10 protein-coding genes are annotated in these 16,751 nt (G+C 53.9%); all 10 read right to left on the reverse strand.

Going from position 1 to position 16,751, the window contains the following annotated elements:
- Positions 1 to 23: 23 nt before the first annotated feature.
- Positions 24 to 2,192, reverse strand: coding sequence for an alpha-galactosidase (locus tag ACYVJQ_RS15680; protein ID WP_460894056.1), 2,169 nt, complete (start codon positions 2,190 to 2,192; stop codon positions 24 to 26).
- A 154-nt stretch (positions 2,193 to 2,346) separates the two neighbouring features.
- A complete protein-coding gene (locus ACYVJQ_RS15685; RefSeq protein WP_460894057.1) occupies positions 2,347 to 3,759 on the reverse strand; it encodes a calcineurin-like phosphoesterase C-terminal domain-containing protein in 1,413 nt (470 codons plus the stop codon).
- Between the two features lie 138 nt (positions 3,760 to 3,897).
- Positions 3,898 to 5,292 (reverse strand): Gfo/Idh/MocA family protein, encoded by a 1,395-nt coding sequence (locus ACYVJQ_RS15690; RefSeq protein ID WP_460894058.1) that lies wholly within the window; start codon positions 5,290 to 5,292, stop codon positions 3,898 to 3,900.
- Between the two features lie 52 nt (positions 5,293 to 5,344).
- Entirely contained in the window at positions 5,345 to 6,520 is a 1,176-nt protein-coding gene (locus ACYVJQ_RS15695; protein WP_460894059.1) for a phospholipase D-like domain-containing protein, read from the reverse strand.
- A gap of 241 nt (positions 6,521 to 6,761) precedes the next feature.
- Entirely contained in the window at positions 6,762 to 8,018 is a 1,257-nt protein-coding gene (locus ACYVJQ_RS15700) for a DUF5689 domain-containing protein (RefSeq protein ID WP_460894060.1), read from the reverse strand.
- Positions 8,019 to 8,043: 25 nt separating this feature from the next.
- Complete coding sequence (locus tag ACYVJQ_RS15705; RefSeq protein ID WP_460894061.1) at positions 8,044 to 9,519, reverse strand: SusD/RagB family nutrient-binding outer membrane lipoprotein; 1,476 nt, start codon at positions 9,517 to 9,519, stop codon at positions 8,044 to 8,046.
- A gap of 13 nt (positions 9,520 to 9,532) precedes the next feature.
- Entirely contained in the window at positions 9,533 to 12,802 is a 3,270-nt protein-coding gene (locus tag ACYVJQ_RS15710) for a SusC/RagA family TonB-linked outer membrane protein (RefSeq protein ID WP_460894062.1), read from the reverse strand.
- 41 nt (positions 12,803 to 12,843) lie between these two features.
- Positions 12,844 to 14,178: a glycerol-3-phosphate transporter gene (gene glpT / locus ACYVJQ_RS15715; RefSeq protein ID WP_460894063.1), complete on the reverse strand. Its 1,335-nt coding sequence runs from the start codon at positions 14,176 to 14,178 to the stop codon at positions 12,844 to 12,846.
- Between the two features lie 315 nt (positions 14,179 to 14,493).
- Positions 14,494 to 15,222, reverse strand: a complete 729-nt coding sequence (locus ACYVJQ_RS15720) for an MIP/aquaporin family protein (RefSeq protein WP_460894064.1) — start codon at positions 15,220 to 15,222, stop codon at positions 14,494 to 14,496.
- Positions 15,223 to 15,234: 12 nt separating this feature from the next.
- Positions 15,235 to 16,749: a glycerol kinase GlpK gene (gene glpK / locus ACYVJQ_RS15725; protein ID WP_460894065.1), complete on the reverse strand. Its 1,515-nt coding sequence runs from the start codon at positions 16,747 to 16,749 to the stop codon at positions 15,235 to 15,237.
- Positions 16,750 to 16,751 lie beyond the last annotated feature (2 nt).

A 16,751-nucleotide genomic window follows, 5' to 3' on the forward strand; every position in this document is an offset into this window, starting at 1 on the left:
TGTATGGGAAAGGCAAGGCGCAATCAAGGTTTCTCAGAGATGTCAAACACGGCACTGGTAAGGGCGGTGGTAGGCGACACGGTCAGGCCCACTTTCATGAGGTAATCCCCCGAGTAGGTTTTGCCGTGGGCCGCGAACCCGGATTTGGTATCAGGCATAAGGTTGGTTTCCTGCACCAGGTACTTTTTCTGCGGGTCAAGGCCCTGGAGTTTGACAGGGGTAAAGCGATCACGGTGGCGAGATTGCAGGGTATAGGAGAACAGCACGGCCTTGCTCTGCGCCTCGTTCACGTACATGAGGACTGCGCGTTTCTCCTCATAAGGCGATACCAGCCGGTACTGGTCGCCAAACCAGATTACGTCGCTCAATTTCTTGTAGGTGGCCACGGCCTGCTTGCTGAACTGGAGCTCTTTCTCATTGAACTCGCTTACCTGAATATCATAGCCCAGTTTGCCCATCATGGCCACATCGGTTCTAAACTTAACGGTCTGCTTGCCCCAGCTGGTCACGTGCGCTGACATGGCCACCGCCGGGAAGAACTGCGAGTAGCCCCACTGGATATAGACCCGCTCCAGGCCGTCGGTGTTGTCGCTGGGCCAGAACTCGGTGAAGTAGGGGAGGGCACCGTAATCTACCCGTCCGCCGCCACCCGAGCAGAGCATGATGGGCAGGTGCGGGTGTTTCTGGCGTATTCTGGCCAACGTCTTGTAGAGGCTGTTCACGTAGTCAACGGGCAGGTGCGACTGTACCTTCAGGTTAGGCGAGAAGGCGTTGGTGAATGTGCGGTTACAGTCCCATTTGATGTAGGCCAGCCGCGGGTTCTTGGTGATCAAATCGTCTACCAGCTTGAAGATGAAGTCCTGCACCTTGGGATTGGTGAGGTCCAGGATGAGCTGGTTGCGCTGGTAATGTTCGTCGCGGTTGGGCAGTTTCAGCACCCAGTCCGGATGCTTTTCATAGAGCTCGCTTTTGGGGTTCACCATCTCGGGCTCCAGCCAAATCCCGAATTTCACGCCTTTCTTTTCTGCCTCCTCCACCAGATAGCCAATGCCGCTGGGCAGTTTGGTTTTGTTTTCCTTCCAGTCGCCCAGGCCGGCGTTGGCGGCGTTGCGCGGGTGCTTGTTCCCGAACCAGCCATCGTCCAGCAAAAACAAATCCACGCCCAGTTGGGCAGCGCCGTCAAAGAGTCCCACCAGTTTCTGCTGATCAAAGTCAAAGTAGGTGGCCTCCCAGTTGTTGAGCAGCGAGAGGCGCGGCTTGTTTCCGTCCAGAATGCCGTAATTTCTAGCCCAGCGGTGGAACCGGCGGCTGGCCTCGCCTTTGCCTTGCTGGCTGTAGGTGAAGATAAAGGCGGGCGTGACAAAAGGTTGGTTGGCGGGCAAATGGTACTCTGAGGCATGGGGGTTCATGCCCGCCAGCACGCGCAGGCTGTTCTGCTCATCCAGCTCAAACGCAAACTGAAAATTCCCAGACCACGCCAGCGTACCGGCAATGACCTCGCCGTGGTTTTCGCCGGCCGGTTTATCCAGAGACAGCAGAAACGTGGGGCTCTGAAATTTATGGGCGCGGGTGCCCAGCTTGCTGTCAATGATTTTGATGCCGCTGGTGAGCGGTTGTTCCTGCAATTGCATCTCTGCGGCCCAGTCGCCGTGGTACTGTGAGAGCCAGTAGTTGGGCGCGTCAAAGTGCAGCATGGCAGAGGCGAAGTTGCCCAGCACCACCGGCTTTTTCTCCTGGTGCTTGATCTCGGTCCAGGCCTTGATGATGTTCTCCTTTTGGTACGCACTGAAATGCAGCAGCACCTCCACGGGGTACTTCGGGTCTTTCAGGTGGATGGTGGTTTGGGTCACGTTGGCCTCGGGCTGCCGGGTAGTGTGCTGGGCGTACTTGAGCTCCAGCGAGGGGTTGCCGTCGTTGTGCAGTACCCTGATGGCGGGCTCAAAAAGATTATCGGTGCCCGAAGGCGCGTAGGCCTCGTGCTTGGTGCCGGACAGCAAGCCGTTGTCCTGGGCGTTGCTGAGTTTGGCACCCAGGTAGCTTTGGTACAGCTTCTGGTTTTTGCCCACGGTGAACGCCAGCGTCACTTGGTCTGTCTGAACCAGAATTTGTTTGGTAGTGGGCTGGGCCTGACCGGATGTCCCGCCAAGAACCAGCAAAAAGGCAAATAATAGAAAAAGGTAACGGTGCTTCATGGAGGATCAATGCCTTGAAAATGGACGCTAAAATCTTCTCTGGCGGCATACTATGCCAAGGCGCGTTTTGGGCCTGTTTTTAGAAAAACAGGCCCAAAACAGCAAGCCATGACAAGGGTTCTATACCTTTGGCTAGGAGGAGTATTACACTGGGTTAGGCCGTGGCGGCCACTGCCTCATACTTATTCCCGAACCGGTCTGTGGCTACTACTTTCACCTCTTTCACCGTTGGGCTGAAGTGGGCCATAAACAAATGGTCTGTTTTAGCAGGCTCAGCAAAACCGCGTTTGGTGGGGCGTTTAGGGCCCTCAAACATAGTAATGGTGACTGGGTCAAAGCCGGTGGTTTGTTTCAGCGCGCCCTGGGCCACGCCGTCTGCGTACCACTCCACTTTCCAGGCGGGGTCAAAGTTCCAGACGTTGGCCATGAGGCGTTTCTGGTTGGTGAGCGTTTCCACGTGCAGGCTGACCTGGTGGCTGGAAGGCAGACCCGTAGACTTGTAGTACCAGGTCAGTTGGTTGCCGTCAACCTCATACACGCCGTAGCCACCGGGGGTGCCATCGGTGCAGATAGGGCCGGTCCACCAGGCGCCGCAGACGGTACCGTGCACGTGCTCAAAGATGCCGTCCTGCACAATGTTCTGGTTATAATGGGTGTGGCCAGACATGATGTGCACCTGGTAGCCTTTGAGGGCTTTGAATAGTTCTTTCCTGTTTTTTACCCCCAGGTTCACGGGAATGTGCAGATTGAGGATAACCAGATGGTCTTTGGGCACGAAGGCCAGGTCTTGCTTGATCCAGGCCATTTGCTGCTCAGACACGTGGCCGTCATAGTCGCGTTCAGTACCCAGGTAGCGCACATCATCCAGCACAATGTAATGCACCTTGCCCCGATTGAAGGAGTAATACGTAGGGCCGTACAGTTTTTGGAACGTAGCGTCTGAGGTTTCATCGCCGCCCAGGCGGTAGTCCATGTCATGGTTGCCCAGCGCCTGGAAGAACGGAATGCCCATGGCCGCCACCGCTTTGTTGTAGTCCTGAAACAGCGCATGCTCATCCCAGACCAGGTCTCCTACGCTCATGCCGTGCACCAACGCGTTGGGTCCCATGGACTGCACCAACTTCTGCACATCGGGCACGGACTCCTGCATCATGAGTTTCACGTCATTGGCACTTTTCACCTGTGGGTCTGCCCAGACAATGAACTTGTGGCGGGTATCGTCCTGGCCCAGCGGCATAAGGTCAAAGTCATATTTGGCATTCTCCTGAATAGGCAGGTAGTGCCTTGCCAGGCTATTTTCCTGGGGGAACGCGTAGCCTGCTGGCACAGACAGGAATACAAACCGGGCCTTGGGGTTCACGGGTAGCTCAAAGCGGCCCTTGCGGTCTGTGGTCACCACAGAGAACCCGTCAGAAACCACCACGTCCTTCAATTTCTCTCCCTTGGCCGTGACAGAGCCTTTCAGCTTTTTGGTAGCTGGCTTCTCTGTGGCAAAGACGCCCGGGCTAGTAACAAATAAGGCGCCGGTGGCTAATAGTAAATTCTGGAGGAAAACTCTTCTTTTCATGGGCAGGCAAAACGGTGAACACGGTCACCAAAATAAGTTATTTGTTAGTGGTTGGGCTGTTTTCTGTTTTAGGCCTGTTTTTCAAAAACCGGGCCTAAAACAGAAATAGGGTAATCTGGTAAAGTAGAAATGCTTTGATCAGGCATTCACCTGTATGTCCATCATCTTGTTTTTCTTGCGGCTCTCCTCGGCCATGAACCCCATCAGGTGAGACTCAATGGATTCATCAATGGTAGAGGTGAGCAGCTTGGGGTTCTGTTGGGCCACGGCCTGCACAAAGTCACGGGCCAGCAGCCAGTCGCCGCCGCCGTGGCCGCTGTTTTTGTAACCATCCACGTCCTCAGCCCTGGGCACCAGTTTAAGTTCTTTGCCCGTCCTGAAGTCTGTAACCACCAATTCTTTCATGTCACCTACCATGTCGCCCATAGAGCCCATGATGCGGGTGCGGCGCCCGGCGTAAGAGGTGAAAGCCTCCATGGAGAAACTGGCCGTCACGCTGTCTTCAAACTGAATGGTGGTGACGTAGTGGTCTGGCTGGTCATTCTCCATGCGGTACACGCACCGACCGTAGTTGGTGGTCTTGAGCTTGTCCATGATGACCTGGGCGTGTTGGCTTTTATCATCGGGCAGGTCCAGGACAGACAGGCGTTTGCGGTCCTCATAATAATGCTTGATCGCTGAGTACGGGCATTCACGCTCCACCTGGCAGCCATCGGTGCAGCGGGCGGTGCTGCCGGCGGGGGCGTTCTCTTTCCTGAACCATTTAAGGTCACCCATGGCGGCAATGCGCTTGCTAGGTTTGTTGATCACCCATTTGATGATATCCAGGTCATGACAGGACTTAGCCAGAATGATTGGGGTGGTTTCCTTGGAGTTATGCCAGTTGCCGCGCACGTAACTGTGCGCCATGTGCAGGTGCTCAATGGGTTCAAAATGCTGCACACTTACTACCTCACCAATGGCACCCTGGGCGATCAGCTCCTTCATTTTCACGAAGTAGGGGGCGTAGCGCAGCACGTGGCACACCGCCACAATACGGTTGTTTTTCTTGGCCAGCTTTAAAATATCACGGCACTCTTTCTCTGTGGGGGCAATAGGTTTCTCCAGCAGGATGTCATAGCCCATGGCCAGAGCCTTCATGCAGGGAGCATAGTGCAGGTTGTCTGGCGTAGAGATAATGACGGCATCTGCGAATTTGGGGCGCTTGAATACTTCTTCCCAGGTGGTGAACCGGTTCTCTGCGGCTATGTTATGCTTTTGGGCGAAGCGGTCATTGCGCAGGGCAATAGGTTCGGCTACCCCAATAATGTCCAGTTGGTCTGGGAATTTTGCCGCGAAGTTGCCGTACACGTTACCGCGGCTGCCCGCCCCAATGGTAATGGCCGTGACCGGTTTGGCCATGGGTTGGTACAGTGGGTTTTCAGGTATGGTGTAGGAATAGGTAGTATCGCCTAGCTTGGCCAGAGCCTCAGTGCTGATGACGGCGGCCCCTATGCTCAGGCCCAGTGACTTTAATAATTTCCGGCGGTTCATGGGAGAAGTTGGTTTGTCTGGGAGGTTGGTGGTGCTGTATGTGGGGAGACGTCTATTGGCCCGGCAGCTTTTTCATCTCCTGGTAGAAAGCGGTATAGATGTCAAACAAGGCGTTGTGGTTTTTCAAAAGCAGCATGGCCTCATTGTTGTTGCGCAGCGCATTGCCCGTGAAGTTATGGGAACCGGTCACCAACAGGTTCACTTGCTCGCCTTTCCATTTGCCTTTCAAAAGCATGAACTTAGCGTGGTTGTTGACCTGGCTCATGTCATACACTTTTACATAGGCGCCTTTGGCCTTGAGCCGGGCCAGGCCATCCAGTACCTCGGGGTCCACTTTGTCTTTGGCAATCACCTCCACGGTGGCGCCCTGCTCTCTTAGTTGCTCCAGTTTGGTGATGATGGCGGTGCGGGTGGAAGTCCAGTCAGACATGCCTATTTGTATGCGGGCGGTGGCGGGTTCTGTGAGGCCGTCCAGAATCTCCAGAATAGTGTCTGCGCCGTAAGAGACACCGTTTCTGCGCTTGGGGAAGAACAGGGCAGAGATGCCGGCGGCCGGGTCATGGTACTCACGGTAATAGAAGTCTTTCATGCCGCTGGCGGCTTTCTCCTTCATGTCTTGCCAGTAGGTGAGGTAGGCGCCGTACAGCCCGGCGTCTGCCAGCATGACCGCGTCCTGTATTTTCTTAGAGTCTGCCACCGTAAAGTTATGCGAGGTCTGGAAGACCACTTTCTCTTTGGGGCCGGTGGCGGTGGTGAGCTGGGAGAAGAGCGCGAATTTATTGTGGTTGATGCTGCTGGAACTGGCATCACTGGTCACGTTCACAATCTCTGCGGTGGGTTTGAGAAAGCGTTTGAGTTTGCTGACGGTGAGGGGATTTTCCGCCAGGGATTCCTCACGGCTCAAATCAATCATCAGGTGTAGTTTCACCCCGCGGGTGCTGGCGCGTTGCAGGGCATCTACTATGGTTTGGTGGCTGAACAGAAAGATGTTCAGGTGAATGTCTGCATTGGCCGGGGTAGCGTCAATGAGGTCTCTGAGGCGCTCCATGATCACAGGAGATTCTTTGGAGGCCGCTACCAGTGACAGGTTGGTGAAAATGAGGTCTGGGAGGGGGGCAGACAATGCCTTTTCTGCCGGTGGGGTAGCAGGGTCTGATGGATCTTCCTGGCCCTGGCAGCCTGCCAGAAACCACAAGAGCAGGAAAACCAAAATTGTATTTCTAGGCATGGGTTTCACTGTTTGTTTTTCTTGGGTTAGCTGTGTTTTGTTTTTCTCTATGAGGGAAGAGAGGTGGTCTTTTATTTCAGGGGAAGTGATAACTGGTAGAGCGGTGGCTTCCGGCAGGTAGTGCTTTTGCCAGAAACGGAAAATGGGGTGCATAAAGCAGGAGGGATAAAATCCGTTTTGGGCCTGTTTTTAGAAAAACAGGCCCAAAACGAAAGTAAGGAACAGGGTTTGCTACTCGGGGTTAGTAGTTTTGGTAAACGGCGAAATCATCAATGCCCAGACGGCCATTGTAAACGGAAGGCACGCTGGTGGGTCCTAAGCCTAGTTTATTGATTCTGAAACGAACCGGCCCCTGGATGTTCATCATGAACACGGCTTGTTTGGCCTGCAGGCTGGTAGCCGTAGAATGGGCATCTGACTTGCGGCCAATCTCTTTCCAGGTAACGCCTTTGTCTGTGGAGTACTCCAGCGCGAAGGTAGAAGACGCATCTGTGTAGTACGCGCCGTACCATACCGTTACCTTGGTGGCTCCGTTAGGCAGGTCATAGTTCATCTGCAGCGTGGCAGAGGTGGTCAGGTTCTGCTGGAAACGGATGGCCTGCTTACCAGAAACAATTCTGTCACGGTTCACGGTATTGCCCAAGATGGCGTTGTTCAGGGTCCAGTTACCCGTGCGCAGGTCAATGGCCTTAGAGGCGTAGGAGTTTTTTACAGACTCCAGCGGAGACTCAAAATCCTCTGGGTAGCCTGGGTACAACGGCCCGCTGGGCGAAAGAATGTCAGCGGTGTTACGCAAACGCAACTGCTTGGCATCGCCTTGCAAAAACGGAATGCCTACAAACGTAGCGTTGGGCGCCACGCGGGTGGCGGCAAAGGCAGCGTTGGCTTCAGTAAACAAGGTAAAGGTGCTTTCTGAACCGTCATCCAGGGTTTTGGAACCGGCAATGGTCTCGCCGCTCACGGGCAAAGGCTTCACGTCTGCGGTCACGCTTACCAGGGTGCTCTCAAACTCAGAGAACTTGCTGTTGAGCGCCGACAGGGAAACTGCGCGGGCGGTCACCTTGCGGTTGCTGGCCACTTTGTTCACTTTAGAACCGGTTAAGCCAGTCACTTGCAGGGAGCCGTTGCTTTTGGTAAGGGTGGCTCCGTTCAGGTCTACCACCACAGAGTCACCCAGGGTAAGGGTGGCGGCCGTTGCCGGATCCATTTTCAGGATAAGGCCACGCACCAGGCTGCGCCAGTTGCTCTGGATCACCACAGAACCGGCCGGCAGGTTGCCAGAGGTAGGGTCTGAGATAACGGTACCGGTGGTTTGGTAGGCGCCGGAAAGCACGTTAGGGCCCAGGGCCACATCTGCGTCTCTGTACAGGTCTTTCACCACATAGATGCTAGCCAGGGAGCTTGGCGTGCCCACCGCCGGGTTCACATCTTCCTTCAGGCAGGAGGAAAAGGCCAGGCCGCCAACCAGTAGTGCCAGCGAGCCTGCTATATTTTTCATGTTTTTAACTTTCATAACCTTTGGTCTATTGGTCCCACCAAACTTTAGTATTGATGTCATCAGGTCCTCCCATAGAGGCAACGGCGGCATCATAGTTGGCCGTGTTCAGGGCCTGTACGCTAATGGGGTATCTGAAACGAGACGGCATCTCGCCGTTGTTTAACAGGCCCGGTCCCTTAGGCAACACCGGATGGCCGGTCCGGCGGAACTCATACCAGCTCTGGAAATCTGTGAAGAACAGCGTGTAGTATTTTTGCAGAAGAATGGCTTCCATCTTCTGGTCAAACGTGTCGGTGTCCGTCCATTTCACTTCTTCTTTGGCCAGGTGGCCGTCTGGCAGGACAAGCCCCCAGAAAGTGATGGCGTTTTCAACCCCTTTGTCATAGTAGGTTTTAGGCGAACCACTGATGTACCCTTTCAGGGCCGCTTCGGCTAAGATGAATTGCAACTCTGGGTAGTTGAGGATATTCCCCAGCAATGGCTCGTTCATCAGTTCCTTCTTAGGGTAAGACTGGCGGTCTGGGGTCTGCCCTTGCTCGTAGCCACTTGGCATGCCTATGTAATTTCCGCCAACCTGGGAAGCCCATTTGTCACGGCGCGGGTCTGACCAGGCGTTCAGGTTATTGATGAAGAATTCCGTGTAGCCTTTGTCACCGTTGAAGTCAAATTCGCGGTAGTTGAAGAATTCAGACGTGATGGGTGGGGTAGGCGTGAAGCGTAGCACCGCAGACTCTGCATTGCTCTCCATGATAGGGTACTTTGTTTTGCTGGTTTCCACGATGTCCTTGATCTTGGCCGCGGCATTTGCCTCCATTTTACCGGAAACGCGCATAAGTAACCGCAGGTAAAGCGAGTTCCCAAACTTACGCCAGGCCAGGGCCGAACCTCCATAGAGAGGGTCCAGAGAGGTAGCGGTAGAGGGCAGATCACCATTAACGCTGGCGCTAGCAGGGGTGAGCAGGGCGTTTGCTTCCTCCAGTTTCAGGAACAGGTCAGCGTAGATGTCTTGCTGCTTGTCAAACTTAGGCTGAATGATGCCTTCCTTGCCTTTGTTAGACTCAGAATACGGCACGTCTCCAAACATGTCTGTGATGAGGGAACTCACCCAGGCATCCAGAATAAGGGAAATGCCCATGTAGGTTTTGTAGCTTGGCTGCTGGGTAGAGGCAGCACTCTGGTACATGTCCCGGATGTTGGTCAGTTGCAGGTACCAGTTGCGCCACATAAAGTCAGACTCACTGGGCCTGATGTTGTAGCGGTGAAACTCCCGTGAATTGACGGTAGTCACGTGCACTTGCATTAACTCATTGCTCACCCGCAGGGCGCGGTCCAGGTTATTGGCCACCAGGCTGTGCAGGCTTGGAGCCAGCAGCGCCTCCGGAGTTGCCGCAATGCTCCGGTTAGGGTCTGTGTTCATTTCTTCAAAGTCCTTGGTGCAGGACGGGCTGCCCAGCGCAACGGCCATAAGGGAGGCCAGGGCAACTATTCTTATCTTCTTCATGATGATTTCTTAATTAAAAGCCTACAGTCAGGTTCAACCCAAAGGTTCTGGTAGAGGGGAACTGGGCAATCTCAGAGCCAGAGGAGATGTCTCCGTCTCCCAGGGTACCAAACTCAGGGTCAAATGCCGGCCACTCAGAGAAGACCAGCAGGTCACGTCCGTAAATACCCACGCTTGCCTTCAGAATCTTCAGCTTGCTCAGGTAGCTGGTAGGGATGTCATAGTCTAACCGAACCTCGCGCAGCTTGATGTAATCTGTGCTGAACACGTTTGACTCCAGGTTGTCACGGTTAAAGTGGGTGAAGTAGTAGTCTCTAATGTTGTCAGCTACCACGTCATTAGGGCGGTAAGAACCGTCACCGTTAGCAATCACCCCTTCACCAATAATACCGTTATAGCGGCCCGGTAAGCTTTTCTTCAGCTTGCCTTCTTCCATGAGTACTGCGTGGGTAAGCGAGTAGCCAACGCCGCCAAACTGACCGTCAAACAGCACATTCATTCTGAACTTGTTATACTTGAACTCGTTGCCAATGCTGCCTTTCCACTTAGGAGCGTAATTGCCCAGGTAGATCAACTCATCACCCAATACCGGATATCCTTTGTCATAGATAATCTGGCCTTCAGGAGAGCGCTTGTAGCCCAAACCGTACATATCTCCCAGACGCTGGCCTACACGGGCTTCCACGGTACCACGGCTACCAAAAACGGTAGAAAGGACCATGCTTTGCAGACTGTCAGGCAGGCTTACCACCGTATTCTTGTTGGCGGCAAACGTTCCGAAGACATTCCAGCTGAAACCGTCTTTTGATTTGAAGGGAGCGCCATTCACCTGAATTTCAATCCCTTTGTTCTCCACCTCGCCGGCGTTGATGATCATGGCGGCGTAACCGCTGGCCGGGTCAATTGGTGGCTCTACAATCTGGTCATAGGTGTTGTTTTTGTAAACCGACAGGTCTAAACCGATGCGGCTCTTGAACAAACGCAGGTCCAGACCAAATTCAAGGCTGGTGGTGGTCAAGGGCTTCAAATCTGGATTAGCCAGCGTGGTAGGATTCCTTAAACCAGACGCGAAATTGATAGCCGGGGAGTAGGCATAGCTGGTACGGTAAGGTTCCGTGCCGCCGCTACCCACCTTGGCCCAGGAGCCTCTCAATTTCAGCAGGGAAACCTGGCTGGGCAGCTCCACCATCTCTGACACCAACGCACTCAGGTTAAAGGATGGGTAGAAGAACGACGGGTTATCAGACTTTCTACCAGAAACGCTCTGCGGGGTAACCAGGGTGCTGGTCCAGTCATTACGGGCGGTCACGTCCAGGAACAGGAAGTCTTTGTAGCCGATAGTGGCCAGACCGTAGAAGCTGTTCACGCCATAGCGGGCTCTTCTTGGCCGGGGCTCAACGTTGATCATGCTATTGGCCAGGCTGTAGATGCCAGGGTATAACAACTTGTCTGCCCGGTACTCATCCAGAATGTAGGTGTTCTTCATGGTGCTACCACCAAAAGACACGCTGTACTCAAAGTCTGAGTTTCTGTTGTGGTCATAACGCAACAGGAAGTCACTGTTCTGCTCCTGGGTGTAGATATCCTGCTCCCGGTACATACCCTCCGTGAACTTGTTGGAGTTCTTGGGGCGCTGCTGCGAGCGGGCCTCAGTCATGAAGTCTGTAGAGCTACGCACCATCAGGCTCAGGTCCTTGGTGAAGTTATAGGTGGCAGAGATGTTACCTACAAAGGTGTTTCTTTTGGACTTGTTGAGCATCTCATACGCCTGCAGGTACGGGTTATCTAACAGGTTACTGAATGGTTTCAATTGCTCAATTCCTTCTTTGCCTGGTAACCAGTAGTCTTTGAACCAGTTAATATCCATGTTAGGGGTAAGGCCCCTGATGAAATACATGATGGTTTGGTTGTTGTACCCGGTGGTGGGCAGGTTGTCACTGCTACGGTTGGTGTAATTCACCTTGGTGGCAATAGACAACTTGTCGTTTACCTTGTGGTTCAACTGCAGGGCCACCGTGTTGCGGTCATACCCGGTATTGGGCACAATCCAAGTGTTCTGTGAGTTGGTGAAAGACAGACGCGCCGTGGTATTGTCCGTCCCGCCAGACAGGGTAAGGCTGTTGGTAAACGTCTTGGCAGTCTCAAAGAAGTCTTTGCGGTTGTTGGGGTACGCTTTCCAGGGGGTTCTCTCTGTAGGCGCTACACGGTAGTTGTTGGGGTCATACTGGTAGTAAGACTGGCCGTTAAACTTTGGTCCCCAGGCAGAACTGGTGCTCAGCGTGCTGGCGCCGTCTTCAGTATTCCCATAAGAGTAATACAGATCCTGACCGGCGGCACCCTGGCCGTATTCGTTCTGGTAATCTGGCCAACGGTTCACGGTGGCCAGGGTAGTGTTGGAGTTAAAGGTGATGCCCATGCCTTTCTGCTTGGACGCACCTTTTTTGGTGGTGATCACAATGGCACCGTTGGCACCGCGGGCACCGTATAGGGCCGCTGCACCCGGGCCTTTTAGCACAGACACGCTTTCAATGTCCTCAGGGTTGATATCTGACAAGCTACTCCCGAAGTCAACCGGAGAGTCTGCTGACATGTAGGAGCTGTTGCCGTTGCCGGTCTGCTTGCCGCTGCTGCCGCTCATCACCACGCCGTCCACCACAATCAGGGCCGCGTTATCACCGCCCAGAGAGGTTTCCCCGCGCAATACTATTTTGGTAGAGCCAGCGGGTCCGCCACCTGATTTCACCAGGTTCAGACCTGCTACCTTTCCAGAAAGGGCATCGGTCCAGTTATTAGGCATGGACTCCGCAATCTGGTTACCGGTTACGGTGGTCACCGAGTAGCCCAGTGCTTTTTCCTCGCGCTCAATACCCAAGGCGGTTACCACCACCTCACCCAATTGCTTGGCATCTGTGATGAGGCTAATGGTAAGGTTTGGCTCTGCCTTTGAGATGACCACGCGCTGCTGCTGGTAACCAATAAAGGTAAAGGACAGAGTAGCACCTGACTCCACGCTCAGTGAGAAAGTGCCATCTACGTTGGTCATGCCCACCGCCTGATCATTGACAAAAATGGTTACCCCGGGCATGCCGGTACCATCTGTGGGGTCAATCACTTTTCCTTTCACCGGTACTTTTGCCTGCTGGCCGGTCTGTTGTACCAGGGCATTGAAGTTGGCTGGTGCTGCTTGCAGGGCCGGGCCCATCAATAAAAGGCAGGAGCCTAATAGAATGCCTTTACCCAGGCTGAGCCTGCGTGGGGGCGGTGGTTGTAAAAATGGTATCATATTCTGTTTTTGTTGTTGGCGGTTTTAAACCAAAGGGTAGGTTATTGAAGGTTGAGGTGGTATTTTTCTCTTTGCCAGGTAAGGGCAGTAAAGGCGATAGACAGCACACAGGCGGCAATTAGCATGGTAAAGCCGCCGTCCCAGCCCCACTTGTCTACTATAAAGCCCATGGCGATATTGGCAAAGAGGGCGCCGCCCAGATACCCGAACAAGCCGGTCAGTCCGGCGGCGGTACCCGCTGCTTTTTTAGGAACCAGGTCCAGGGCCTGCACCCCAATGAGCATCACCGGGCCATAGATCAGGAACCCGATAGAAACCAGGGCGATGTTGTCAATCATGATGTTGCCTGGCGGGTTTTTCCAGTATACCACCACGGCCACCAGTACCAGCACCATGTAAATGATAGTGGCCGGGGCGCGGCGTCCTTTGAAGACCTTGTCACTGATCCAACCACAAAGTAACGTGCCCGGGATTCCAGCATACTCATAGGCAAAGTAGGCCCAGCCTGTTTCCTTTACAGAAAACCCTTTGGCTTCCTCCAGGTAGGTAGGGGCCCAGTCTAAAATACCGTAGCGAACCAGGTACACAAAGGCGTTGGCGAAAGCGATGTACCAAAGCACCCGGTTGTTGAACACATAGTCAAAGAAGATCTCCTTGGCGGTCATCTCCTTTTCCAGGGCCTCTGAATAGTTCACCGGATAGTCATTCTTGTACGCCTCAATGGTTGGCAGGCCACAGGATTGGGGCGTGTCTCTGATAGTAAGCCAGGCAAAAAGGGCAAACACCAGAGCCACCATGCCCGGGAAATAGAACTTGCTTTCCCAGGTGCCGAAGATGGCCACCGCCGCAATGGCAATGGGGCCTACCAAGCCGCCGCCTACGTTGTGGGCCACGTTCCAGATAGACATTTTGGTTCCTCTTTCCTTGGTAGAAAACCAATGTACCATCACGCGCCCGCTGGGCGGCCAACCCATGCCCTGGAACCAGCCGTTCAAAAACAGCAGAATAAACATGATGGCAATAGAACTGGTGGCAAAGGGCGTGATGCCCATGAAGATCATGGTCAATGCTGACAGCACCAAGCCCACCGTCAGGAATGTGCGGGCGTTGCTTCGGTCAGAGACGTTGCCCATCAAAAACTTGCTGAGCCCATAGGCAATGGAGACCCCGGATAAGGCAAAACCCAGATCGGCTTTGGAGTACCCTTGTTCAATGAGGTCGGGCATAACCAGCGAGAAGTTCTTGCGCACCAGGTAGTAGCCGGCGTAGCCCACAAAAATTCCTAAGAAAACCTGAAGCCGCAGTCGCTTGTATTCCGGGTCAATGCGCTGCAGCGGAAGCTTGTCAATGTGACGGGCTGGGGAAAAAATACTCATTCTTTATGGTGAGAAGGTGAGAAACTGTTGTTTGCTAAATCTCTTTTAAGTGGCATTTTTAAACCTAAAAGAGGGCGGTGTTCATATTTTATTTCTGTGGCTATAATCTTTCAAAATTAAGGTAGATTTCTTTTTAAATGCCTATCACTCCAGAATTTAACAAAAGAATAATGTGCCCTCGCTTTAGAATAAACCATTTGTAGGTAAGGTCTGAATTTCTTTAGTCTTCGCTTTATTAGGGTTTATCTAAAAAAAGTTCTACTTCTTGTTGTTGATCATTGGAGTGGTCATTTTAAGAATACTTTCCTTTCCTCTCTACTGCAGCAGCAAAAACACCACGGCGGCCAGGCTTGCCCCTAAAATGGGACCCATTATAGGAATCCAGGCATACTGCCAGTCACTGTGGCACTTATTCTTTAAAGGAACCAGGGCGTGTACAATGCGGGGACCCAAATCGCGGGCCGGGTTAATGGCGTAGCCCGTGGTACCCCCCAAGGACAAGCCTATGGCCCATACCAGAAACGTGACCGGCAAAGCCCCCAGGGAGCCCATGCCAATGGGGGTTTTCTGGTCGCCCATCTCTGGGTTGGTGATGTAGAGGATCACAAAAATCAACACGAAGGTGCCCACTATCTCACTGAACAGGTTGGAAAAGGGGTGCCGGATAGCGGGGCCGGTACTGAACACCGCTAAATGCGCCAAAGGGTCTTCTGTGGTATCAAAATGAGGTTTATACAAGAGGTATACCAGCAAAGCCCCCAGTACCGCCCCAATAAGTTGGGCCAGGATATAGGGGCCTACCTCTGCCCACGGGAACTTGCCAACAATGGCCAGGCCAATGCTCACGGCCGGGTTAAGGTGGGCTCCGCTGTAAGGGCCGGCAATGACCACGCCCGCAAACACTGAAAGGGCCCAACCGGTGGTAATGACCATCCAGCCGCTGTTGTTGCCCTTGGTGCCTTTCAAGACCACGTTGGCCACTACGCCGCCACCCAATAAAATCAGAAACATCGTACCGATGATCTCGGCTGTAAATGCTGACATAGCGTCTCTTGGTTAGATGGTGGAAGGTTGAAGTTGGCTGTCTTGTGACCAAGCCTTGGCGGCGCGTACAGCTCTAAGCCACCCGTTGATCATTTCTTCTGTTTCTGGGGCAGGATTTGGTTCAAAGCTGTTTTTGATATGCCATTGCTCCTGAATGTCTTCCACGCTGTCCCAGAAGCCGGTGGCCAAGCCCGCCAGGTAAGCGGCCCCAATGGCAGTAACCTCGGTAATGGCCGGTTTCACTACCCGCGCGTTCAGGATATCGGCCTGGAACTGCATGAGCAGGTTATTCTCAGTGGCACCGCCGTCTACCCGTAATTCTTTGATCTCAATCCCGGAATCTGCTTCCATGGCCTTGAGTACCTCCATGGTCTGGTAGGCAATGCTTTCCAGGGCGGCGCGGGCCATATGGGCGGCAGTGGTGCCACGGGTCATGCCCACCATGGTGCCGCGGGAGTGCTGGTCCCAATGGGGGGCGCCCAGGCCAGCGAAAGCCGGTACCAGATACACCCCATCGGTGCTGGAAACTTTGGCGGCCAATGCCTCTACTTCTGATGAATGGGAAATGACGCCCAACCCGTCTCTCAACCACTGGACCACGGCCCCGGCAATGAAAATGCTGCCTTCCAACGCATAATGCACCTGGTCTTTGATTTTCCAGGCGACGGTGGTCACCAGCTTGTGCTTGGAGACAATGGGCTTCTCGCCAATGTTCATGAGCATGAAGCAACCGGTGCCGTAGGTGTTTTTCACCATGCCGGGTTTGGTGCACATCTGCCCGAACAAGGCCGCCTGTTGGTCGCCGGCAATGCCGGCAATAGGAATCTGGGTGGCAAAAAGAGTGCTGGAGGTGTGGCCAACCACTTCACTGGAAGAGGCAATGGCGGGTAAAATACTGGCCGGAATGTCAAACAGCGCCAGCAACTCGTGGTCCCAATCCATGGTGTGGATGTTGAACAGCAAGGTGCGGGAGGCGTTGGAAACATCGGTAACGTGGGTCTGGCCGCCGGTCAGGTTCCAGATAAGCCAGGAGTCTACCGTCCCGAAGGCCAGGTCTCCGGCTTGGGCCAGTACCCGGGCGCCCGGCACGTTTTCCAACATCCAGCGTATTTTGGTGGCTGAGAAATAGGCGTCAATCACCAGTCCGGTTTTCTGCTGGATGATTTCCTCCAGGCCTTGCTCCTTAAGGCTGTCACAGTAGGCGGCGGTGCGGCGGTCTTGCCACACAATGGCGTTGCAAATGGCGGCTCCGGTACGACGGTCCCAGAGCACGGTGGTTTCGCGTTGGTTGGTAATGCCAATGGCCGCCACGTCCTTGGCATGCAACCCGGCTTTGGAAATGGCCTCGGCGGCCACGCCCAACTGGGTAGACCAAATCTCGCTGGCGTCATGCTCTACCCAACCCGGCTGTGGGTAGAACTGGGTAAATTCTTTCTGCGCCAGGGAAACAATGTTGCCTTGCTTATTGAAGACAATGGCCCGGGAGCTGGTGGTGCCTTGGTCAAGAGAAAGTATATACTGTGCCATGG

The sequence above is a fragment of the Rufibacter soli genome, assembly GCF_054781795.1.